Origin of the sequence: Streptomyces sp. NPDC050147, assembly GCF_040660195.1 — a bacterium.
In the GTDB taxonomy this organism is placed as follows: domain Bacteria; phylum Actinomycetota; class Actinomycetes; order Streptomycetales; family Streptomycetaceae; genus Streptomyces.
Window position 1 is genome coordinate 117,543 of record NZ_JBFALJ010000013.1, and the last position, 21,972, is coordinate 139,514.

Consider the following 21,972-nt stretch of genomic DNA (forward strand, 5'->3'; position numbering starts at 1 on the left):
AAGGCCTGATCGGCACCGAAGCGGGCCGCGAGGCAAGGAACTCATGGAAATCACAGGCCACTCAAGCGACTTCATCGTCGACGCCGGCTTCCCCGCGGCGATGAAGAAGTTCGTCATGCGCCAGCACCGACACTGGCCCGGTCTCTTCCTATACGGAGAGCCGGTCCTTGCGGAAACCCTGGCCGACTGGGATCTCCCGCAAGCCGACGACGACGCATACTCCGGCATCGTCACCTGCTCGGCGGGCCAGGAGATGGAGGACTTCTGGGAGGAGTACGGCTACGCCCTCGACGGCGACGGCGAAGGCCCCTTCTCGGTGTTCTACGGGCTCCATACACAGGCGCTGCGCGCCGCCCAGGTGACAGGGGTCCGTGGTGCGGACCCCGCGGTTGTGGCCGCCGTCGAAGGAACGGGACTGCTCCTGAGTGAATACTTCGTCGTAAGTCTCGTCACGCCGGAGGACCCGGCGACCGATCCCTTCTCGGCGCGCGTCCTTCGTGACTTCCTGGAGTCATTCGGAGCCTGACCCGAGCAGGGGCTTCCGCCAGCAAAAACCCCTGCTCCCTTCCCTCCCTGTCCCTCACCCGTGCCCCCGCGCCAAATGCCCCACCAACCGAGGCGAAGCGAACTCCGTCCCGCACACGAACCGCATCACCGGTCCGTACGACGCCGCCGCCGGGAGCCCCGTGAAGTACAGGCCCGGGACCGACGAGACATACCCCGCGCCCAGCTTCGGTGTGCCCCGGTCGACCGCCAGGCGGGCGCGGAGAGCGGGACTCAGGAAGTCCATCGCCGCGAGGTCGACCCGATAGCCCGTCGCCGCGATGACGTGGTCGGCGGAGAGTTCCCGGACGCGGCCGCCCAGGGTCTCCACCCGCACGACGGGGCTGCCGTCCCGGACGTCCGACGACATGACACGGCGGACCTCGCGCGTCTCGACCTTGCCCTCGAAGCGGTCACGCAGCCACCACGCGCCCAGCGGCCCGAGGATGCGGCGGACCAGGTAATGGCGGGCCTGCGGAGGGAGGTAGCGGTAAGGGTGGGGGTAGTAACTGATCGCGTAGAGCGACCAGGCGCGGCCGAACGGCGACTCGGGGCGCAGCTTCGGCTGCTCCCACGGCGGCGACCCGAAGGCCACCGATCCCTTGCCGCGCGCCACCACCTTCACGTTCGCGCCGGCTTCGGCGGCGAGCGCGGCCGTCTCCAGGGCCGACTGCCCCGCGCCCACCACGATCAGCTCACGCCCCGCGAACCGTGACAGGTCACTGTGCTGCGAGCTGTGCGAGACGGGCCCTGTGGGGGTCGGCCCGTCCGGTACCGCCGCGGCGAGCGCGGGCGGCAGTTGCGCGAGACCCGAGAGGCCGGTGGCGACCACGACCGCGCGGGCCGTGAACTGCTCGCCGGAGTCCAGCTTCAGGTCGAACCCTGCCGTGCCCCTGCGGTCCACCGACACCACCCGCACCTGCTCCAGGTCGGGCACCAGCTTCTCCTTGAACCACTCCCCGTAGGCGACGAAGGTCTCGATCGGGATGATGTCCTCGTCGGTGACCAGCCGCCGTATGCCCGCCGCGTCGCAGTAGTCGACGAGGTTGTGGCCTCGCTGCGGCGCGTCGATGTTCGAGGCCACGGGGGTCGATTTCAGGAGCATGCCCGCGGGCATGCTCGCGCGCCAACTCACCATCGGGTCGCCGAAGACCCGCACCGGAATGCCCCGAGCTCTCAGATGGGCCGCCGTCGAGAGGCCGTACGGGCCGGCCCCGATCACTGCTACCGGATGAATCACGAAGTCCCTCCCCAGGACGTCACTTACCGCGTGTGCCTACTTCGTGTGGTGGCGGGCCGTCCCGACGGTTCAACTCGTCGTGCTGCCCCGTTTGTTGGTCCGCCAGAGCTGATACAGGTGCTTGACCCCCGGTCGTACGAACCGCGCGAGCATCATGAAGAACGGCTTCATGTCGTCCGCCGCGAGCCACGCCAGTTCCGTGCCGCTCGCGTGCGGGGGCGCGTGCGGGGTCGTATAGCCGCTGCGGCGGTAGGCGAGGAGCGCGGGCAGGTCGATGTTCTCCACGACGTACCGGTGCCCGGCGCGCTGTTCCCCCTTGGGAACCGGGCGCCCCGTCAGGTGCAGATGCATCGCGCGGACCACATCGATCCCGGACTCGCTCTCGAAGAGCCGGAATTGCGCACCCATGCGGGGGTTGAAGTCGAGCAGTTTGTACTGACCGTCGCGCCGGTCGAAGCGCAGGTCGAGGTCGATGACGCCGGTGAAGCCGATCTGTTTGATGAAACGTGCGGCGAGGTCGGCGAGTTCCGGGTTGTCGACGACATACGCGTTCGCCGTCATCCCCGCGTGCGGCGGCCAGGAGCGCACCTTGACGCCCGTGAACATCGCCCGCGGTGCCGAGTCCGCGTCGAAGTACGCGTGCACGATCCAGTCCTCGGCCTGCTCCCTCGGCAGATACTCCTGAAGTATCACCCCGGGCCGCTCGCCCCAGCCACGGGCGAGGCGGAGCAGGCCCTGCGGGGTCTCTATGCGCGTCGTCCCGTTGACCGCGGGACGCAGGCGACGCGTGAACGCCTCGCGGTTCTTGGCGACCACCGGGAAGACGGCCGCGGCGGCGAACTCCTCTATGTCCCCGTAGCTTTCGGGAAAGGACGCGGCGGGCGAGGCGATGCCGTGCTCCACGCACAGCTCGTGCAGACCCTGCTTGCTGGCGAGGCGGCGGGGCAACCACGGCTCCACGCGCGGGAAGAGGAACCCCGCCGCGCACAGCTGCTCCTGGTGCTCGGCGATGAGGACGGCCGCTTCCTCATCGGTGGGGATCAGGACCGTGGGTCTGCCGATCCGGCGGGCGATGCGCAGCATTCCGTCGATGAGCCGCCGCGGCTCCTCCACCCCGGTGGTCGGCCAGGGGAAGGCGCCGGTCAGATGGCGGGAGGCCGCCGCCGGTGTGTAACGGTCCTCCGTGATCGCATACATGGGCACGCCGAGCCGCCCGAGGCTGCGGATCGCGCCCACCCCGCCGTGGTGCAACGGATAGTTTCCGAACTTCACGATCAGGCCGGGCACCTCACGGTCCACCGCGAAGGGCACGCTGTCGTTGCTCATGGCCACGGGTCCCCCCACGTGTCCCTCCGTATGACCCGGACCCACCCCGTCCGCGTCCCCCGCAAGGACGCTAAGCCGGAACTGACCACTCCAGCAAGATTTATTCGGACATTGCGAACTCTTTAGACACTGCCCCAGCCGGGGGTTCCCACGTAACGTGTGGCACACCCATATGGAAAGCGAGGCAGGTACGCATGTCCGAGCACACCCCGCTCGATCCGACCGGGAGCGACCCTTCCGTCCGCTCCAAAGGCGACCCCTTCGCTCTCGCGGAGGGTGACCCCTTCGGGCCGCACAATCTCCCGTACGGCGTGTTCTCCCTGACCACAGGCGACGAGGACTCGTCCGGAGGCGGAGAGCGCCGCGTCGGCGTACGGCTCGGTGATCACGTCCTCGACGCGGGCGCCGCGGCCGCCGCACTCGGCTCGCCCTATGTCTCGCTGCTCGCCAGGCCCACGCTCAACCCGCTGCTCGCCGCGGGCCGCACGGCTTGGTCCGATGTGCGACGAGCGCTCACGGCATGGGTGACGATCCCGGCGCACCGCGAGGTCGTGCGCCCCCTGCTGTACCCCCTGTCCGAGGTCAGGCTGCACCTCCCCTTCGAGGTCGCCGACTACGTGGACTTCTACGCCTCCGAACACCACGCGACGCACCTGGGCCAGATCTTCCGTCCGGACGCACCGGCCCCGCTGACCCCCAACTGGAAGCACCTCCCCATCGGTTACCACGGCCGGTCCGGCACCGTTGTGGTCTCCGGCACCGAGGTGGTACGTCCGACGGGACAGCGCAAGGCTCCGGCGGAGACGGCCCCGGTCTTCGGGCCCTCGGCCCGCCTCGACATCGAGGCCGAGGTCGGCTTCGTCGTGGGTACGCCGTCGGACCTCGGCACTCCGGTGCCGCTCGCCGACTTCCGGGAGCACGTCTTCGGCCTGACCCTCCTCAACGACTGGTCGGCGCGTGACATCCAGGCCTGGGAGTACGTTCCGCTCGGGCCGTTCCTCGGCAAGTCCTTCTGCACCTCGGTCTCGCCGTGGATCACCCCCCTCGAGGCCCTGGACGCGGCGCGGGTCGCCCCTCCGGAGCGCACGCACGAACTCCTGCCCTACCTGGACGACTCGGCGGAGTCCGTCGCCGACGAGCCCGGCGGCTACGACCTGCGCATCACCGTGACCCTGAACGGCCACGTCATCTCCGAGCCGCCCTTCTCCACCGTCTACTGGACGGCTGCCCAGCAGTTGGCCCACATGACGGCGAACGGCGCGTCCCTGCGCACGGGCGACCTGTACGGCTCGGGCACCGTGAGCGGCCCCTCCGAGGGGCAGTACGGCTCCCTGATCGAGATCACCTGGAACGGCCGCGACCCGCTTGTTCTTCCGGACGGGAAGCGGACTTTCCTCGAGGATGGTGATGAGGTGACCCTCTCGGCGTGGGCCCCTGGCCCGGACGGGACCCGGGTCGGCCTCGGCGAAGTGTCTGGCAGGGTCGCCTCGGCGCGGTGAGGTTTCTGGCCGGGGGTGGGGCCACCCCCGGCTCCCTGCGCTCCGGATTCGTCTGCGGCATCGTCGTGGCTGGTCGCGCAGTTCCCCGCACCCCTAAGGGGCGCTCCCAGCTCGCTGCTCAAAAGTCCTCCGGCGGCTCGGGCCACTCCTCCTCCGGCGGCTCCGCGGCTTGCGGGGGCACCGGAGCCGCCGCCGGTGCCGGAGCAGCCGTTCCTCCCAGCCCCGCCAGCACCTCCAGCACGCCCTCACCGTACGTCGCCAGCTTCTTCTCGCCCAGGCCACTGATGCCGCCCAGCTCCGACAGGGTCGAGGGGCGCAGCGTGGCGATCTCCCGCAACGTGGCGTCGTGGAAGATCACGTACGCCGGCAGGCCCAACTCCTTGGCCTGTGCGCCGCGCCACGCCCGCAGCGCCTCGAACACCGGCACCGCTTCCTGCGGCAGCTCGGCGACGGCCGCCGCTGCCTTCGCCTTCCGCTCCCCCTTCGCGGCCTTCGCCGCGGCCGGCCGCTTCGGCTCCTTGCGCAACCGCACCTCCCGCTCCCGGCCGAGAACGGAACCGCTCTCCTCGGTCAGGACCAGCGTGCCGTACTCCCCCTCGACCGCAAGGAGGCCCTGCGCCAGCAACTGCCGGACCACGCCCCGCCATTCGGCTTCCGCGAGCTCCTCGCCGATGCCGAAGACCGAGAGCTGGTCGTGGTCGAACTGGATGACCTTGGCGGTCTTCTTGCCGAGCAGGATGTCGATGATCTGGCCCGCGCCGAACTTCTGCTTCCGCTCGCGCTGGAGACGCACGATCGTGGAGAGAACCTTCTGGGCCGCGACCGTGCCGTCCCAGGTCTCCGGCGGGACGAGGCACGTGTCGCAGTTGCCGCAGGACGGGGCGTCCGCGTCCTGGCCGAAGTACGTGAGGAGCTGGGCCCTGCGGCATTGGGCCGTCTCGCACAGCGCCAGCATCGAGTCCAGGTGCGAGGCCGCCCGGCGGCGGAACGCCTCGTCCCCCTCGCTGCCCTGGATCATCTTCCGCTGCTGGACGACGTCCTGCAGGCCGTACGCCATCCAGGCCGTGGAGGGGAGTCCGTCCCGCCCTGCGCGGCCCGTCTCCTGGTAGTACCCCTCGACCGACTTCGGCAGGTCGAGGTGGGCGACGAACCGGACGTCCGGCTTGTCGATGCCCATGCCGAAGGCGATCGTGGCGCAGACGACCAGGCCCTCCTCGCGCAGGAAGCGGGACTGGTGGGTGGCGCGCGTCCTGCTGTCCAGACCCGCGTGGTACGGAACGGCCTCGATGCCGTTCTTGCACAGGAACTCGGCGGTCTTCTCGACCGAATTGCGCGAGAGGCAGTAGACGATGCCCGCGTCGCCCGCGTGCTCCTCCTTGAGGAAGGACAGGAGCTGCTTCTTCGGCTCGGCCTTCGGCACGATGCGGTACTGGATGTTGGGCCGGTCGAAGCTCGCCACGAAGTGCTTGGCGTCCGGCATGCCGAGCCGCTCGGTGATCTCCCGGTGCGTGGCGTGCGTCGCCGTCGCCGTCAGCGCGATCCGCGGCACGTCCGGCCAGCGCTCCCCGAGGAGGGAGAGCGCCAGATAGTCCGGGCGGAAGTCGTGGCCCCACTGCGCGACGCAGTGCGCCTCGTCGATCGCGAAGACGGAGATCTTCGCGCGGGAGAGCAGATCGAGCGTCCCCTCCAGACGCAGCCGCTCCGGCGCCAGATACAGCACGTCGAGCTCCCCCGCGAGGAACTCGGCCTCCATCACGCGCCGCTCGTCGAAGTCCTGCGTGGAGTTGATGAAACCGGCCCGCACGCCGAGTGCCCGCAGCGCGTCCACCTGGTCCTGCATGAGCGCGATGAGCGGGGAGATGACCACGCCGGTGCCCGGCCGCACCAGGGCCGGGATCTGATAGCAGAGCGACTTGCCGCCACCGGTGGGCATCAGCACGACGGAGTCCCCGCCCGCGACCACGTGGTCGATGATCGCTTCCTGCTCACCACGGAACGCGTCATACCCGAAGACGCGGTGCAGCGTCCGCAGGGCGTCACTCTCCGCCACCGCGCTCGGTACGGTCACCTCACTCATGCCATCGTTCCCATCCATCGCCCTGCCCCCGTACGTCGCGCTTCGACCACAGACTCCACGATAGGGCTCCGCACCGACACCTCAGGAAGTTATCCACAGGCCGCCGCCCGGCACCCCTGTCGGACGGGGTGCCGGGCGGCGGCGAGTAGAACAGGTGGGCTACCGAAAGGGTGGCTTACCGGACGTGCTCCCGGCTTACCGGACGAAGACCCCCGCCTGGTTCGCCAGATCCAGGAAGTACTGCGGAGCCACACCCAGGACCAGCGTCACCGCGACGCCCACACCGATCGCCGTCATCGTCAGCGGCGAGGGCACGGCGACCGTCGGGCCGTCCGCCTTCGGCTCGCTGAAGAACATGAGGACGATCACGCGGATGTAGAAGAACGCCGCGATCGCGGACGAGATCACACCGACCACGACCAGAGCACCGGCGCCGCCCTCCGCCGCCGCCTTGAACACCGCGAACTTCCCGGAGAACCCGGAGGTCAGCGGAATGCCGGCGAAGGCGAGCAGGAACACCGCGAAGACGGCGGCGACCAGCGGCGAGCGCCGGCCGAGCCCCGCCCACTTCGACAGGTGCGTGGCCTCGCCACCCGCGTCCCGCACCAGCGTGACCACCGCGAACGCGCCGATCGTCACGAAGGAGTAGGCCCCCAGGTAGAAGAGGACCGACGAGATGCCGTCCGGCGTCATGGCGATGACACCGGCGAGGATGAAGCCCGCGTGGGCGATCGAGGAGTAGGCGAGCAGGCGCTTGATGTCGGTCTGTGTGATCGCGACGATCGCGCCGGCCAGCATCGTGAGGATCACCACGCCCCACATCACAGGACGCCAGTCCCAGCGCAGCCCCGGCAGGACCACGTACAGGAGCCGGAGCAGCGCGCCGAAGGCGGCCACCTTCGTCGCCGCGGCCATGAAGCCGGTGACCGGGGTGGGTGCGCCCTCGTACACGTCCGGGGTCCACATGTGGAACGGCACCGCGCCGACCTTGAAGAGCAGACCCATGACGATCATCGCGGCGCCGATCAGGAGCAGCGCGTCGTTGCCCATGGTGTCCGCGAGCGCCGGGTTGACCTCCTGGACGCTGCCGTCGATGACCTTGGCGATCGTGCCGTACGACACCGATCCCGCGTACCCGTAGAGCAGGGCGATCCCGAAGAGCAGGAACGCCGAGGAGAACGAGCCGAGCAGGAAGTACTTGACGGCGGCTTCCTGCGACATCAGGCGCTTGCGGCGGGCGAGCGCACAGAGGAGGTAGAGCGGCAGCGAGAAGACCTCAAGGGCGATGAAGAGCGTCAGAAGGTCGTTCGCCGACGGGAAGACGAGCATCCCGCCGATCGCGAAGAGCGCGAGCGGGAACACCTCGGTGGTGGTGAACCCGGCCTTCGTGGCGGCCTTCTCGCCCTCGCTGCCCGGCACCGCACCGGCCTGCGCGACGAACGAGTCCACGCGGTTGCCGTGCGTCAAAGGGTCGAGCCGCCGCTCCGCGAAGGTGAAGATCGCGACGAGCCCCGCGAGGAGGATCGTGCCCTGGAGGAAGAGCGCGGGTCCGTCGACGGCGATCGCGCCCATCGCCGCGATGTGCGCCTTCGTCGTGCCGTACCCGGTGGCGGCGAGCCCGACGACCGCGGCGAAGGCCGCGGTGAGGGCGACGACCGCCAGGAACACTTGCACGTAATAACGGGATTTGCGCGGAACGAAGGCCTCGATGAGGATCCCGAGAACCGCCGCACCGATCACGATCAAGGTCGGCGACAGCTGCGCGTACTCGATCGTGGGAGTGTCGATCTTGTCGATCTGATCCTGGGGCGCCGCGGCCGACGCCATTGTCCACAGGCTGTGGACGGCTGATGCGCTCACTTGGCCGCCTCCACGTCGGGCTTCGGGTCCTTCTGCTGTACGTCGGACATGGTGTGCTTGACCGCCGGGTTGACCAGGTCGGTGAGCGGCTTCGGGTAGACGCCGAGACCGATCAGGAGCGCGATCAGCGGTGTGACGACCAGGAGTTCACGCACCCGCAGGTCCGGCATGGCCGCGACTTCCGGCTTCACCGGGCCCGTCATCGTCCGCTGGTAGAGGACGAGGGTGTAGAGCGCGGCGAGCACGATGCCGACGGTGGCGATGATCCCGACCACCGGATAGCGCGCGAACGCGCCGACCAGGACGAGGAATTCACTCACGAACGGCGCGAGACCGGGCAGCGAGAGTGTCGCGAGACCGCCGATCAGGAAGGTGCCCGCGAGTACGGGCGCGACCTTCTGCACCCCTCCGTAGTCCGCGATGAGCCGCGAACCGCGCCGCGAGATCAGGAAGCCGGCCACCAGCATCAGGGCGGCGGTCGAGATCCCGTGGTTGACCATGTAGAGCGTGGCGCCGGACTGGCCCTGCGAGGTCATCGCGAAGATGCCGAGAATGATGAACCCGAAGTGCGAGATCGACGCGTACGCCACCAGGCGCTTGATGTCACGCTGGCCGACCGCGAGCAGCGCGCCGTAGATGATGCTGATCAGCGCGAGCACGAGGATGACCGGCGTCGCCCACTTGCTCGCCTCGGGGAAGAGCCCGAGGCAGAAACGCAGCATCGCGAAGGTGCCGACCTTGTCGACGACTGCCGTGATCAGTACGGCGACCGGGGCCGTGGACTCGCCCATCGCGTTCGGCAGCCAGGTGTGCAGCGGCCACAGCGGCGCCTTCACCGCGAAGGCGAAGAAGAACCCGAGGAACAGCCACCGCTCGGTGCTCGTCGCCATCTCCAGCGTGCCGTTGGCCCGCGCCTCGGTGATCTCCTGGAGCGAGAAGTTCCCCGCGACCACATAGAGCCCGATCACGGCGGCCAGCATGATCAGGCCGCCGGCCAGGTTGTAGAGGAGGAACTTCACGGCGGCGTACGAGCGTTGCGCCGACGCCTTCTCGTCGCTGCCCGCGTGGGCACGGTCCCCGAAGCCGCCGATGAGGAAGTACATCGGGATGAGCATGGCTTCGAAGAAGATGTAGAAGAGGAAGACGTCGGTGGCGGCGAAGGAGATGATCACCATCGCCTCGACGGCGAGGATCAGGGCGAAGAAGCCCTGGGTCGGCCGCCAGCGTGAGGATTTCGTCTCCAGAGGATCGGCGTCGTGCCAGCCCGCCAGGATGATGAAGGGCATCAGCAGGGCCGTGAGCGCGATGAGCGCCACGCCGATGCCGTCGACCCCCAGTTCGTACCGCACCCCGAACTCGGCGATCCAGGAACGCGACTCGGTCAGTTGATAGCGGGCCCCGTCGGGGTCGAACCGCACGAGCACGGTCACGGCGAGCGCGAGCGTGGCGAGCGACACGAACAGCGCTAGCCACTTGGCGGCCGTCCGCCGGGCGGCCGGGACGGCTGCCGTGGCGATCGCACCGACCGCGGGGAGCACCGCCGTCGCTGTCAGCAGAGGAAAAGACATCGGTATCAGACCGCCCTCATCAGCAGGGTCGCGGCGATGAGTACCGCAACGCCGCCGAACATCGAGACCGCGTAGGAGCGGGCATAGCCGTTCTGCATCTTGCGCAGCCGTCCGGAGAGCCCGCCGACCGAGGCCGCCGTGCCGTTGACGACCCCGTCGACCAGGGTGTGGTCGACGTAGACCAGGGAGCGGGTGAGGTGCTCTCCGCCGCGGACCAGGACGACGTGGTTGAAGTCGTCCTGGAGCAGGTCGCGCCGGGCCGCCCTGGTGAGCACCGAACCGCGCGGGGCGGTGACCGGGACGGGACGGCGGCCGTACTGGAGGTAGGCGAGGGCCACACCGATGAGCAGGACCACCATGGTGGCGCCTGTGACCGTGGCGGCGCTCAGCGGGGAGTGACCGTGGTCGTGGCGGGTGACCGGCTCCAGCCAGTGCACGAAGCGGTCACCGATGCTGAAGAACCCGCCCGCGAAGACCGACCCGAAGGCCAGCACGATCATCGGGATCGTCATGGACCTGGGTGACTCGTGCGGGTGCGGCTCGTGGCCGTCCGCGTCCGGCTGCCAACGCTTCACACCGAAGAACGTCATGATCATCACGCGCGTCATGTAGAACGCGGTGATCGCGGCCCCGAGCAGCGCGACCGAGCCGAGGATCCAGCCCTCCGTGCCGCCCTTGGCGAACGCCGCCTCGATGATCTTGTCCTTGGAGAAGAAGCCGGACAGACCGGGGAAGCCGATGATCGCCAGATAGCCGAGCCCGAAGGTCACGAAGGTGACCGGCATGTACTTCCTGAGGCCGCCGTACTTCCTCATGTCGACCTCGTCGTTCATGCCGTGCATAACCGAACCGGCCCCGAGGAAGAGCCCGGCCTTGAAGAAGCCGTGCGTCACCAGGTGCATGATCGCGAAGACGTAGCCGATGGGGCCGAGGCCCGCGGCCAGGATCATGTACCCGATCTGGGACATCGTCGACCCCGCGAGGGCCTTCTTGATGTCGTCCTTCGCGCAACCGACGATCGCACCGAACAGGAGCGTGACCGCGCCCACCACGGTGACCACCAGTTGCGCGTCCGGTGCGCCGTTGAAGATCGCTCCGGAGCGGACGATCAAGTACACGCCCGCGGTCACCATCGTCGCCGCGTGGATGAGGGCGGAGACCGGGGTCGGGCCCTCCATCGCGTCGCCGAGCCAGGACTGCAGCGGCACCTGGGCCGACTTGCCGCACGCCGCGAGCAGCAGCATCAGGCCGATGGCCGTCAGCTTGCCCTCCGACGTCTCACCCGCCGCGTCCAGGACCGGCCCGAAGGCGAACGTCCCGAAGGTGGTGAACATCAGCATGATGGCGATCGAGAGGCCCATGTCGCCGACGCGGTTGACCAGGAAGGCTTTCTTCGCGGCGGTCGCCGCGCTGGGCTTGTGCTGCCAGAAGCCGATCAGGAGGTACGAGGCGAGGCCGACGCCCTCCCAGCCGACGTACAGGAGCAGGTAGTTGTCGGCGAGTACGAGGATGAGCATCGCCGCGAGGAACAGGTTCAGATAGCCGAAGAAGCGGCGTCGCCGCTCGTCGTGCTCCATGTACCCGATGGAGTAGATGTGGATCAGGGTGCCCACACCGGTGATCAGCAGGACGAACGTCATCGACAGCTGGTCGAGCTGGAAGGCGACGTCCGCCTGGAAACCCTCCACGGGGATCCAGCTGAACACGTGCTGCGACAGGGAGCGCTCATCGGCGCCCTTGCCCAGCATGTCGGCGAAGAGCACCACACCGACGACGAAGGAGACGGCCGCGAGCAGCGTGCCGAGCCAGTGGCCCACACGGTCCAACCGCCGCCCGCCGCACAGCAGTACGGCCGCTCCGAGCAGAGGCGCCGCTACGAGCAGCGCGATCAGGTTCTCCACTTTTCAGCGACCCCTTACAGCTTCATCAGGCTGGCGTCGTCGACCGAGGCCGAGTGACGGGAGCGGAACAGCGACACGATGATCGCGAGGCCGACCACGACTTCCGCCGCGGCGACGACCATCGTGAAGAAGGCGATGATCTGGCCGTCGAGATTGCCGTGCAGCCGGGAGAAGGCGACGAAGGCGAGGTTGCACGCGTTGAGCATGAGCTCGATACACATGAAGACCACGATCGCGTTCCGCCTGATCAGCACGCCGGTGGCGCCGATCGAGAACAACAGCGCCGCGAGATACAGGTAGTTGACGGGACTCACGTCGACGCCTCCTCGGACTTGGGCGACCGCTCGAGACGCTCCTGGGAGCGCTGTTCGAGGGCCCGCAGGTCGTCAAGCGCCTCGTCCGACACATCGCGGATCTGGCCGCGCTCACGCAGCGTCTTGTTGACCGTGAGCTCCGACGGGGTGCCGTCGGGGAGCAGTCCCGCGACGTCCACGGCGTTGTGCCGGGCGTAGACACCGGGGGCGGGCAGCGGCGGCAGGTGCTTGCCGCGCACACGCTCCTCGGACATCTCGCGCTGCGTCTTGGCGCGCTCCGTGCGCTCGCGGTGGGTGAGCACCATCGCGCCGACGGTGGCGGTGATGAGCAGCGCGCCGGTGATCTCGAAGGCGAAGACGTACTTCGTGAAGATGGCCTCGGCGAGGCCCTCCACGTTGCCGCCCGCGTTCGCCTTGCCGAGTCCGGTGAAGTCGTTGACCGAAGCGTTCCCGATCCCCGCGAAGAGCAGGATCGCGAAGCCGAAGCCACAGAGACCGGCCAGCCAGCGCTGCCCCTTGATGGTCTCCTTCAGGGAGTCGGCGGCGGTGACACCGACGAGCATGACCACGAAGAGGAAGAGCATCATGATCGCGCCCGTATAGACGACGACCTGGACGATGCCCAGGAAGTACGCCCCGTTGGCGAGGTAGAAGACCGCCAGGATGATCATGGTTCCGGCGAGGCAGAGCGCGCTGTGCACGGCCTTCTTCATGAGGATCGTGCACAGGGCGCCGATCACGGCGACCGTGCCGAGCACCCAGAACTGGACGGCCTCACCGGTGGACGTGGTGTAGGCGGCGAGCTGCGTCATCGGTTGATCACCTCCCCCGACGCGGGCTCGGAGTCCCCGAAGGTGGAAGCGGCCTCCTGGGGCGTCTCCCCCTTGGAGAGGGCCACTTGGGGCACCGTGCCCGGTGCGGCCTCGGTGACCAGACCGCGGTAGTAGTCCTGCTCGTCCGTGCCGGGGAAGATCGAGTGCGGTGACTCGACCATGCCTTCCTCCAGGCCGGCGAGCAGCTGCTCCTTGGTGAAGATGAGCTTCTCGCGGCTGCTGTCGGCCAGCTCGAACTCGTTCGTCATCGTCAACGCGCGCGTGGGGCACGCCTCGATGCACAGGCCGCACAGGATGCAGCGGGCGTAATTGATCTGGTAGACGCGGCCGTACCGCTCGCCGGGGGAGTAGCGCTCCTCCTCGGTGTTGTCCGCGCCCTCCACGTAGATCGCGTCCGCGGGGCAGGCCCAGGCGCAGAGCTCACAGCCGATGCACTTCTCCAGGCCGTCCGGATGGCGATTGAGCTGGTGCCTGCCGTGGAAGCGGGGAGCGGTGGTCTTCTCCTGCTCCGGATACTGCTCGGTCAGCCGCTTCTTGAACATGGCCTTGAAGGTCACGCCGAAGCCCGCGACGGGGTTCTGGAACCCCTGCTTCGATTGGTTCGACTCGTGGTGGGGCTCGTGCTGGGGCTCTTTCTTCGACTCAGCCATCGGACGCCTCCTTTCCGTCACTTCGGGTTCCGTCACTTTGAGTATCCGGCCCACCACTGACAATCAACTCGCGCTCATCGCGCGGGCGTCGTCGCGGTACGGGCGGCAGGCTCTGTCCCGGCAGCGGCGGGACGGGGAATCCGCCCGCCATCGGGTCGAAGGCGACCGGCTCCTCCTCGACCGCCGCTTCCTTCTCGCGCTTGTCGCGGAAGATGTCGACGACCACGGAGAGCAGCAGGAGCGCGATGACTCCGCCGCCCCCATAGAGCGCGATCGAGGTGAAGTCGTACTCCTCGTTCCGCATCGCCCTGACCGTCGCCACGAGCATCAGCCAGACGACCGAGACCGGGATCAGGACCTTCCAGCCGAGCTTCATCAGCTGGTCGTAGCGGACGCGTGGCAGGGTGCCGCGCAGCCAGATGAAGAAGAACAGCAGTAGCTGAACCTTGATCACGAACCAGAGCATCGGCCACCAGCCGTGGTTCGCGCCCTCCCAGAAGGTGCTGATGGGATACGGGGCCCGCCAGCCGCCCAGGAAGAGGGTGACCGAGACCGCCGAGACGGTGACCATGTTGACGTACTCGGCGAGCATGAACAGCGCGAACTTGATCGACGAGTACTCGGTGTTGAAGCCACCGACGAGGTCGCCCTCGGACTCCGGCATGTCGAACGGGGCGCGGTTGGTCTCACCGATCATCGTCACGATGTAGATCAGGAACGAGACGGGAAGCAGCAGGATGTACCAGCGGTCCGCCTGCGCCTCCACGATCGCCGAGGTCGACATCGACCCGGAGTAGAGGAACACCGAGGCGAACGCGGCGCCCATCGCAATCTCGTACGAGATCATCTGCGCGCAGGAGCGCAAGCCACCGAGGAGCGGATAGGTGGACCCGGAACTCCAGCCCGCGAGCACGATGCCGTAGATGCCGACCGAGGCGACCGCGAGGATGTAGAGCATCGCGATCGGCAGGTCCGTGAGCTGCATCGTCGTGCGCTGGCCGAAGATGGAGACTTCGTTGCCCGCGGGGCCGAAGGGGATCACCGCGATCGCCATGAAGGCCGGGATCGCCGCGATGATCGGCGCGAGGACGTACACCACCTTGTCCGCGCGCTTGACGATCACGTCCTCCTTGAGCATCAGCTTGATGCCGTCCGCGAGGGACTGCAGCATGCCCCAGGGGCCGTGCCGGTTGGGCCCGATGCGCAGCTGCATCCAGGCGACGACCTTGCGCTCCCACACGATGGAGAAGAGCACCGTCACCATCAGGAACGCGAAGCAGAACACCGCCTTGACGGCGACGAGCCACCACGGGTCACGGCCGAACATGGACAGGTCTTCCGCCGCAAGCGGCACCATGTGGTGCATCACGACGTCACCTCCGGGGCCTCAGAGGGCTCCGGCAGGAGCGCCGGGCCGATACGGACGAGGTCGCCGGGGCGCGCGCCGGTGTCGGAAGTGACGCCTCCCCCGGTCGAGTTCAGCGGCAGCCACACCACGCGGTCGGGCATCTCGGTGACCACGAGCGGCAGTTCGGTCGCTCCCGCGGAGCCCGAGACGGCCAGGATGTCGCCGTCCTTGACGCCAACCTCGGCCGCGGTGGCCGCCGAGAGCCGGGCGACCGCGGCGTGCCGCGTGCCGGCGAGCGCCTCGTCGCCCTCCTGGAGGCGCCCTTGGTCGAGCAGCAGCCGGTGGCCCGCGAGAACGGCCTCTCCGGAGGCGGGCCTCGGCGGCTGAGCAGCGCTCTCCAGCGGCTCCGTGGCATGCGGGCCGTCCCACCCGCCGAGCCGGTCCAGCTCGCGCCGGGCGGTCTCCAGGTCGGGAAGTCCCAGGTGTACGTCCCCGGCGTCGGCCAGCATGTGCAGCACACGCGCGTCCGTCGGGGCCAGCGTGCGCGTCATGTGGTCCGGCTTGAGCGCGGCGCCGAACATGCGCGCTCTGCCCTCCCAGTTGAGGAAGGTGCCGGGCTTCTCCGCGACCGCGGCCACGGGGAGGACGACGTCCGCGCGCTCGGTGACCTCACTGGGCCGCAGCTCAAGCGAGACCAGGAACCCGACCTCGGAGAGTGCTTCACGCGCGCGTGCAGGATCGGGAAGGTCGGCGACCTCCACGCCCGCCACCAGGAGCGCGCCCAGTTCGCCGGTCGCCGCCGCTTCGATGATCTGGCCGGTGTCACGGCCGTAGCGGTGCGGGAGTTCCGCGACGCGCCAGGCGTCCGCGACCTCGTCCCGCGCGCGCGGGTCGGTGGACGGGCGCCCGCCGGGGAGCAGCGAGGGCAGCGCACCCGCCTCGATGGCGCCGCGCTCCCCCGCCCGGCGCGGAACCCACACCAGCTTGGCGCCGGTCGCGGAAGCGGCCCGTACGGCGGCGGTGAGCCCGCCCGGCACGGCGGCGAGGCGCTCGCCGACCACGATCACCGCGCCGGAAGCGCGCAGCGCCTCGGCCGCCCTGGCGCCGTCGCCCTCGAGGCCGACCTCCCCGCAGAGAGCGTCGAGCCACTCCGTCTCGGTACCGGGAGCGGCGGGCAGCAGCGTGCCGCCCGCCTTCTTCAGGCCCGGGGTCTGATGCGTGGCCAGGGAGAACGTCCGCTGTCCGTGCTTGCGCCAGGCCTTGCGAAGGCGCAGGAAGATCCCGGGCGCCTCCTCCTCGGCCTCGAAACCGACGAGCAGGACCGCAGGCGCCTTCTCCACGTCGGCGTACGTGACTCCGGCGCCGTCGAGGTCCCGGCCCCGGCCCGCGACACGGGCGGCGAGGAAGTCGGCCTCCTCACTGCTGTGCACGCGCGCGCGGAAGTCGATGTCGTTCGTGTCGAGCGCCACGCGCGCGTACTTGCTGTACGCGTAGGCGTCCTCCACCGTGAGGCGCCCGCCGGTCAGTACACCGGCCCGGCCGCGCGCGGCGGCGAGCCCGGTGGCGGCGGCTTCGAGGGCCTCGGGCCAACTGGCGGCCTCCAGCTCACCCGTCTGAGGGTTGCGCACCAGCGGTGTGGTCAGCCGGTCCGGCCTCTGCGCGTAACGGAAGCCGAAGCGCCCCTTGTCGCACATCCACTCCTCGTTGACCTCGGGGTCGTCCGCGGCGAGCCGACGCATGACCTTGCCGCGCCGGTGGTCGGTGCGGGTCGCGCAGCCGCCCGCGCAGTGCTCGCAGATCGACGGCGACGACACCAGGTCGAAGGGCCGTGAGCGGAAGCGATACGCCGCCGAGGTCAGCGCGCCGACCGGGCAGATCTGGATGGTGTTCCCGGAGAAGTACGACTCGAAGGGGTCGCCCTCGCCCGTGCCGACCTGCTGGAGGGCGCCGCGCTCGAGGAGTTCGATCATCGGGTCACCGGCGATTTGATTGCTGAACCGGGTGCAGCGCGCGCACAGCACGCACCGCTCGCGGTCGAGAAGCACCTGCGTGGAGATCGGCACGGGCTTCTCGAACGTCCGCTTCTTGCCATCGAAGCGGCTGTCCGGGTCGCCGACCTGCATCGCCTGGTTCTGCAGCGGGCATTCGCCGCCCTTGTCGCAGACCGGGCAGTCCAGCGGGTGGTTGATGAGGAGCAGCTCCATCACGCCGCGCTGAGCCTTCTCCGCGACCGGCGATGACAGCTGCGACTTCACGACCATGCCGTCGGTGCAGGTGATGGTGCAGGAGGCCATCGGCTTGCGCTGGCCCTCCACCTCGACGATGCACTGGCGGCAGGCGCCCGCCGGATCGAGCAGCGGGTGGTCGCAGAACCTCGGGATCTCGATGCCGAGGAGCTCGGCGGCCCGGATGACCAGCGTTCCCTTCGGGACGCTGATCTCGACGCCGTCGATCGTCAGCGACACGAGGTCTTCCGGCGGAACCGCTACCTCGCCTCCTCCGGAGGAAGCGCTCTGGCCCGCGGCGGAGCCGCTGCTTGAATTCAGTACTGTCATGCGTTCACCTCCGAAGGTGCGGCGGGCCGGTCGGCCCAGAGAGTCGACTTCGCCGGGTCGAAGGGGCAGCCCTTGCCGGTGATGTGCTGCTCGTACTCCTCGCGGAAGTACTTGAGCGAGGAGAAGATCGGCGACGCGGCACCGTCACCCAGCGCGCAGAACGACTTGCCGTTGATGTTGTCGGCGATGTCGTTGAGCTTGTCGAGGTCGGACATGACGCCTTTGCCGGCCTCGATGTCGCGGAGCAACTGCACCAGCCAGTACGTCCCCTCGCGGCAGGGCGTGCACTTGCCGCAGGACTCGTGGGCGTAGAACTCGGTCCAGCGGGTGACCGCCCGCACCACGCACGTCGTCTCGTCGAAGCACTGCAGGGCCTTGGTGCCGAGCATCGAGCCGGCGGCGCCCACTCCCTCGTAGTCCAGCGGGACGTCGAGGTGCTCGTCGGTGAACATCGGCGTCGAAGAGCCGCCAGGCGTCCAGAACTTGAGCCGGTGGCCCGCGCGCATCCCGCCGCTCATGTCGAGGAGCTGGCGCAGAGTGATGCCGAGCGGGGCCTCGTACTGGCCGGGGCTCGTGACGTGGCCGCTCAGCGAATAGAGCGTGAAGCCGGGGGACTTCTCGCTCCCCATCGACTTGAACCAGTCTTTTCCGCGATTCAGGATCGCGGGAACCGACGCGATGGACTCGACGTTATTGACAACAGTGGGGCATGCGTAGAGGCCCGCGACGGCCGGGAAAGGGGGACGCAGTCGCGGCTGGCCACGGCGGCCTTCGAGCGAGTCGAGCAGCGCGGTCTCCTCACCACAGATGTACGCGCCCGCGCCCGCGTGCACGGTGAGTTCGAGATCGAGACCGCTGCCCAGGATGTTCTCGCCCAGGAATCCCGCCTCTTTCGCCTCACGCACGGCCTCGTGCAACCGCCTGAGCACGGGGACGACTTCACCGCGCAGGTAGATGAAGGCATGCGAAGAACGGATCGCGTAACACGCGATCACGATCCCCTCGATGAGGGAATGCGGGTTCGCGAAGAGGAGCGGGATGTCCTTGCAGGTCCCCGGCTCCGATTCGTCGGCGTTGACAACTAGATAGTGCGGTTTCCCGTCTCCCTGCGGAATGAACTGCCATTTCATTCCGGTGGGGAACCCCGCGCCGCCCCGGCCGCGCAGACCGGAGTCCTTCACGTACGCGATGAGGTCGTCCGGCGCCATGGCCAGGGCCTTGCGCAGGCCCTCGTACCCCTCGTGCCGCCGGTAGGTGTCCAGCGTCCAGGACTTCTCCTCGTCCCAGAACGCCGAAAGCACCGGCGCGAGCAGCTTCTCGGGGCTGGTCTCGTTGTCGATCTCGGCTGCCAAGGTCATCACTCCCCCTCCTCGGCGGTCGGTCCGGCCGGGTGGGCCGGGTCGGATGCCGAGGTCTCCTGCGGTGCGTCGTGCGAGCTGAGGTGCTCGGCGGGCGCCTCGTCCTGCGGACCGCCCGCGCGTGGTTGGACCACGCGCGGCTGCGGCAACTCGCCCTTGGCCAGGCGAAGACCGATCAGCGAGGCGGGTCCTGCGCCGCCGCTCGCCTCGACGGCGCCGGCGCGCTCGTCCGGGAAGCCCGCCAGGATCCGGGCCGTCTCCTTGTACGTGCACAAGGGGGCGCCGCGGGTCGGCTCGACCTGCACGCCCGCGCGCAGGTCATCGACGAGCCGCTTGGCGGTCTCGGGAGTCTGGTTGTCGAAGAACTCCCAGTTGACCATCACGACGGGAGCGAAGTCGCAGGCCGCGTTGCACTCGATGTGCTCCAGCGTGACCTTGCCGTCCTCTGTGGTCCCTTCGTTGCCGACACCCAGGTGCTCCTGCAGCGACTCGAAGATCGCGTCGCCGCCCATGACGGCGCACAACGTGTTGGTGCAGACGCCGACCTGGTAGTCACCCGAGGGCTTGCGGCGGTACATCGTGTAGAAGGTCGCGACCGCGGTGACCTCGGCGGTGGTCAGGCCGAGCACCTCCGCGCAGAAGGCCATACCCGTACGCGTGACGTGGCCCTCCTCCGACTGCACCAGATGCAGCAACGGAAGGAGCGCGGACCGGGAGTCCGGGTAGCGGGAGATGATCTCCTTGGCGTCCGCGTCGAGCCTGGCCCGTACGTCGGCCGGGTAGTCGGGGGCGGGGAGTTGGGGCATGCCCAGGCTGACGCCCGTGCCCTGCCCCGCACCCTGCTGGGAAGAAGTGGTGGTCACCGGTCGACGCCTCCCATCACGGGGTCGATGGACGCGACGGCGACGATGACGTCGGCGACCTGGCCGCCCTCGCACATCGCCGCCATGGCCTGCAGGTTGGTGAAGGACGGGTCGCGGAAGTGGACCCGGTAGGGGCGGGTGCCGCCGTCGGAGACGACATGCACCCCGAGCTCGCCCTTGGGCGATTCGACCGCGGTGTACGCCTGCCCGGCCGGGACTCGGAAGCCCTCGGTCACCAGCTTGAAGTGGTGGATCAGGGCCTCCATGGAGGTGCCCATGATCTTCTTGATGTGGTCGAGCGAGTTGCCGAGGCCGTCCGGGCCGAGCGCCAACTGAGCCGGCCAGGCGATCTTCTTGTCGGCGACCATGACCGGACCCGGCGCGAGTCGGTCGAGGCACTGCTCGACGATGCGCAGCGACTGACGCATCTCCTCCAGGCGGATCAGGAAGCGTCCGTAGGAGTCGCAGGTGTCGGCGGTCGGCACGTCGAACTCGTAGTTCTCGTAGCCGCAGTAGGGGTCCGACTTGCGCAGGTCGTGCGGCAGGCCCGCCGAGCGGAGGACCGGTCCGGTGGCGCCGAGCGCCATGCAGCCCGCGAGGTCGAGATAGCCGACGTCCTGCATACGTGCCTTGAAGATGGGGTTACCGGTGGCGAGCTTGTCGTACTCGCCGAGGTTCTTCCGCATCTTCTTCACGAACTCACGGATCTGGTCCACCGCGCCCGGGGGCAGGTCCTGGGCGAGCCCGCCGGGCCGGATGTACGCGTGGTTCATGCGCAGGCCGGTGATCAGCTCGAAGATGTCGAGAACGAGTTCACGATCTCGGAAGCCGTAGATCATGATCGTCGTCGCGCCCAGCTCCATGCCGCCGGTGGCGACGCACACCAGGTGCGAGGAGAGGCGGTTGAGCTCCATCAGGAGCACGCGGATGACGGTGGCGCGGTCCGGGATCTGGTCCTCGATGCCGAGGAGCTTCTCGACCCCCAGGCAGTACGCCGCCTCGTTGAAGAACGGCGTCAGGTAGTCCATGCGCGTGACGAACGTCGTGCCCTGCGTCCACGTGCGGTACTCGAGGTTCTTCTCGATACCCGTGTGCAGATAGCCGATGCCGCAGCGGGCCTCGGAGACGGTCTCGCCCTCGATCTCCAGGATGAGCCGGAGCACGCCATGGGTGGAGGGGTGCTGCGGACCCATGTTGACGATGATGCGCTCGTCGTCGGACCGGGCCGCGGACTGGACTACCTCGTCCCAGTCACCGCCGGTGACTGTATAGACAGTCCCCTCGGTCGTTTCCCGAGCAGAAGCATGAGAAGTGGACATCAGCTGTACGACCTCCGCTGGTCCGGAGCCGGGATCTGGGCGCCCTTGTACTCGACGGGGATGCCGCCGAGGGGATAGTCCTTGCGCTGCGGGAAGCCCTGCCAGTCGTCCGGCATCATGATCCGCGTCAACGCCGGGTGACCGTCGAAGATCAGGCCGAAGAAGTCGTACGTCTCGCGCTCGTGCCAGTCGTTCGTCGGATAGACGGAGACCAGCGAGGGGACGTGCGGATCGGCGTCAGGGGCGCTGACTTCGAGCCGGATCAGGCGGTTGTGGGTGATCGAGCGCAGGTGGTAGACGGCGTGCAGCTCGCGGCCCTTGTCCTCCAGGAAGTGCACCCCGGAGACGCCCGTGCAGAGCTCGAAGCGCAGGGCCGGGTCGTCACGGAGGGTCTGAGCGACCCGGACGAGGTGTTCGCGCGCGATGTGGAAGGTGAGCTCGTCGCGGTCGACGACCGTCTTCTCGATCGCGCTCGTAGGAAGCAGCCCCTGTTCTTCCAGGGCCCCCTCCAGCTCGTCCGCGACTTCGTCGAACCAGCCACCGTACGGGCGCGCGGAGGCGCCCGGCATGGTGATGGTCCGCACGAGTCCGCCGTAACCGGTCGTGTCGCCGCCGTTGTTGGCGCCGAACATGCCCTTGCGGACGCCGATGACCTTGCCGGCCTCGTCGCGGGGGGCGGGAACTCCGTTCCCGTTCGCATCCCCGTTCAGGTGTTCGT

The 21,972-nt window shown here is 68.7% G+C and carries 17 protein-coding genes; 2 read left to right on the plus strand and 15 right to left on the minus strand.

Annotated features, from left to right (window positions below; translation table 11 throughout):
• Positions 1–43 precede the first annotated feature (43 nt).
• Positions 44–526, plus strand: coding sequence for a hypothetical protein (locus tag AB0I94_RS21280; protein WP_363311131.1), 483 nt, complete (start codon positions 44–46; stop codon positions 524–526).
• A gap of 54 nt (positions 527–580) precedes the next feature.
• On the opposite strand, the gene AB0I94_RS21285 is transcribed toward AB0I94_RS21280, so the two are convergent.
• On the minus strand, positions 581–1,783 hold the full coding sequence (locus tag AB0I94_RS21285; protein ID WP_363311132.1) for an FAD-dependent oxidoreductase: 1,203 nt from the start codon (positions 1,781–1,783) through the stop codon (positions 581–583).
• Between the two features lie 69 nt (positions 1,784–1,852).
• Complete coding sequence (locus AB0I94_RS21290; RefSeq protein WP_363311133.1) at positions 1,853–3,109, minus strand: ATP-grasp domain-containing protein; 1,257 nt, start codon at positions 3,107–3,109, stop codon at positions 1,853–1,855.
• A 194-nt stretch (positions 3,110–3,303) separates the two neighbouring features.
• Here AB0I94_RS21290 and fahA point away from each other — a divergent pair, with 194 nt between their 5' ends.
• The gene (gene fahA / locus AB0I94_RS21295) at positions 3,304–4,608 is read left to right on the plus strand and encodes a fumarylacetoacetase (RefSeq protein ID WP_363311134.1); all 1,305 of its coding nucleotides are present in this window, start codon (positions 3,304–3,306) and stop codon (positions 4,606–4,608) included.
• A gap of 118 nt (positions 4,609–4,726) precedes the next feature.
• Here the strand turns inward: fahA and recQ are convergent, their stop codons facing one another.
• The 13 genes from recQ to AB0I94_RS21360 form a co-directional block, all read right to left on the minus strand.
• Positions 4,727–6,685, minus strand: a complete 1,959-nt coding sequence (recQ, locus tag AB0I94_RS21300; RefSeq protein WP_363311135.1) for a DNA helicase RecQ — start codon at positions 6,683–6,685, stop codon at positions 4,727–4,729.
• A 195-nt stretch (positions 6,686–6,880) separates the two neighbouring features.
• Entirely contained in the window at positions 6,881–8,545 is a 1,665-nt protein-coding gene (nuoN, locus tag AB0I94_RS21305; protein ID WP_363311136.1) for an NADH-quinone oxidoreductase subunit NuoN, read from the minus strand.
• Positions 8,542–10,113, minus strand: a complete 1,572-nt coding sequence (locus tag AB0I94_RS21310) for an NADH-quinone oxidoreductase subunit M (RefSeq protein ID WP_363311137.1) — start codon at positions 10,111–10,113, stop codon at positions 8,542–8,544. The genes nuoN and AB0I94_RS21310 overlap by 4 nt, the downstream gene beginning before the upstream one ends.
• 5 nt (positions 10,114–10,118) lie before the next feature.
• Complete coding sequence (nuoL, locus tag AB0I94_RS21315; protein ID WP_363311138.1) at positions 10,119–12,014, minus strand: NADH-quinone oxidoreductase subunit L; 1,896 nt, start codon at positions 12,012–12,014, stop codon at positions 10,119–10,121.
• Between the two features lie 14 nt (positions 12,015–12,028).
• The gene (nuoK, locus tag AB0I94_RS21320; RefSeq protein WP_363311139.1) at positions 12,029–12,328 is read right to left on the minus strand and encodes an NADH-quinone oxidoreductase subunit NuoK; all 300 of its coding nucleotides are present in this window, start codon (positions 12,326–12,328) and stop codon (positions 12,029–12,031) included.
• Complete coding sequence (locus AB0I94_RS21325) at positions 12,325–13,140, minus strand: NADH-quinone oxidoreductase subunit J (RefSeq protein WP_363311140.1); 816 nt, start codon at positions 13,138–13,140, stop codon at positions 12,325–12,327. The genes nuoK and AB0I94_RS21325 overlap by 4 nt, the downstream gene beginning before the upstream one ends.
• Positions 13,137–13,811 carry an NADH-quinone oxidoreductase subunit NuoI gene (nuoI, locus tag AB0I94_RS21330; RefSeq protein ID WP_363311141.1) on the minus strand — a complete coding sequence of 225 codons (675 nt, stop codon included), beginning with the start codon at positions 13,809–13,811 and terminating at the stop codon, positions 13,137–13,139. Before nuoI ends, AB0I94_RS21325 begins: the two co-directional genes overlap by 4 nt.
• Complete coding sequence (nuoH, locus tag AB0I94_RS21335) at positions 13,804–15,168, minus strand: NADH-quinone oxidoreductase subunit NuoH (protein ID WP_363311228.1); 1,365 nt, start codon at positions 15,166–15,168, stop codon at positions 13,804–13,806. The genes nuoI and nuoH overlap by 8 nt, the downstream gene beginning before the upstream one ends.
• 8 nt (positions 15,169–15,176) lie before the next feature.
• Positions 15,177–17,714, minus strand: coding sequence for an NADH-quinone oxidoreductase subunit G (locus tag AB0I94_RS21340; RefSeq protein ID WP_363311142.1), 2,538 nt, complete (start codon positions 17,712–17,714; stop codon positions 15,177–15,179).
• Positions 17,711–19,072: an NADH-quinone oxidoreductase subunit NuoF gene (gene nuoF, locus AB0I94_RS21345; RefSeq protein ID WP_363311143.1), complete on the minus strand. Its 1,362-nt coding sequence runs from the start codon at positions 19,070–19,072 to the stop codon at positions 17,711–17,713. Before nuoF ends, AB0I94_RS21340 begins: the two co-directional genes overlap by 4 nt.
• Positions 19,072–19,935 (minus strand): NADH-quinone oxidoreductase subunit NuoE, encoded by an 864-nt coding sequence (gene nuoE, locus AB0I94_RS21350; RefSeq protein ID WP_363311144.1) that lies wholly within the window; start codon positions 19,933–19,935, stop codon positions 19,072–19,074. Before nuoE ends, nuoF begins: the two co-directional genes overlap by 1 nt.
• Positions 19,932–21,254: an NADH-quinone oxidoreductase subunit D gene (locus AB0I94_RS21355; protein WP_363311145.1), complete on the minus strand. Its 1,323-nt coding sequence runs from the start codon at positions 21,252–21,254 to the stop codon at positions 19,932–19,934. Before AB0I94_RS21355 ends, nuoE begins: the two co-directional genes overlap by 4 nt.
• Entirely contained in the window at positions 21,254–21,964 is a 711-nt protein-coding gene (locus AB0I94_RS21360; protein ID WP_363311229.1) for an NADH-quinone oxidoreductase subunit C, read from the minus strand. The genes AB0I94_RS21355 and AB0I94_RS21360 overlap by 1 nt, the downstream gene beginning before the upstream one ends.
• Positions 21,965–21,972 lie beyond the last annotated feature (8 nt).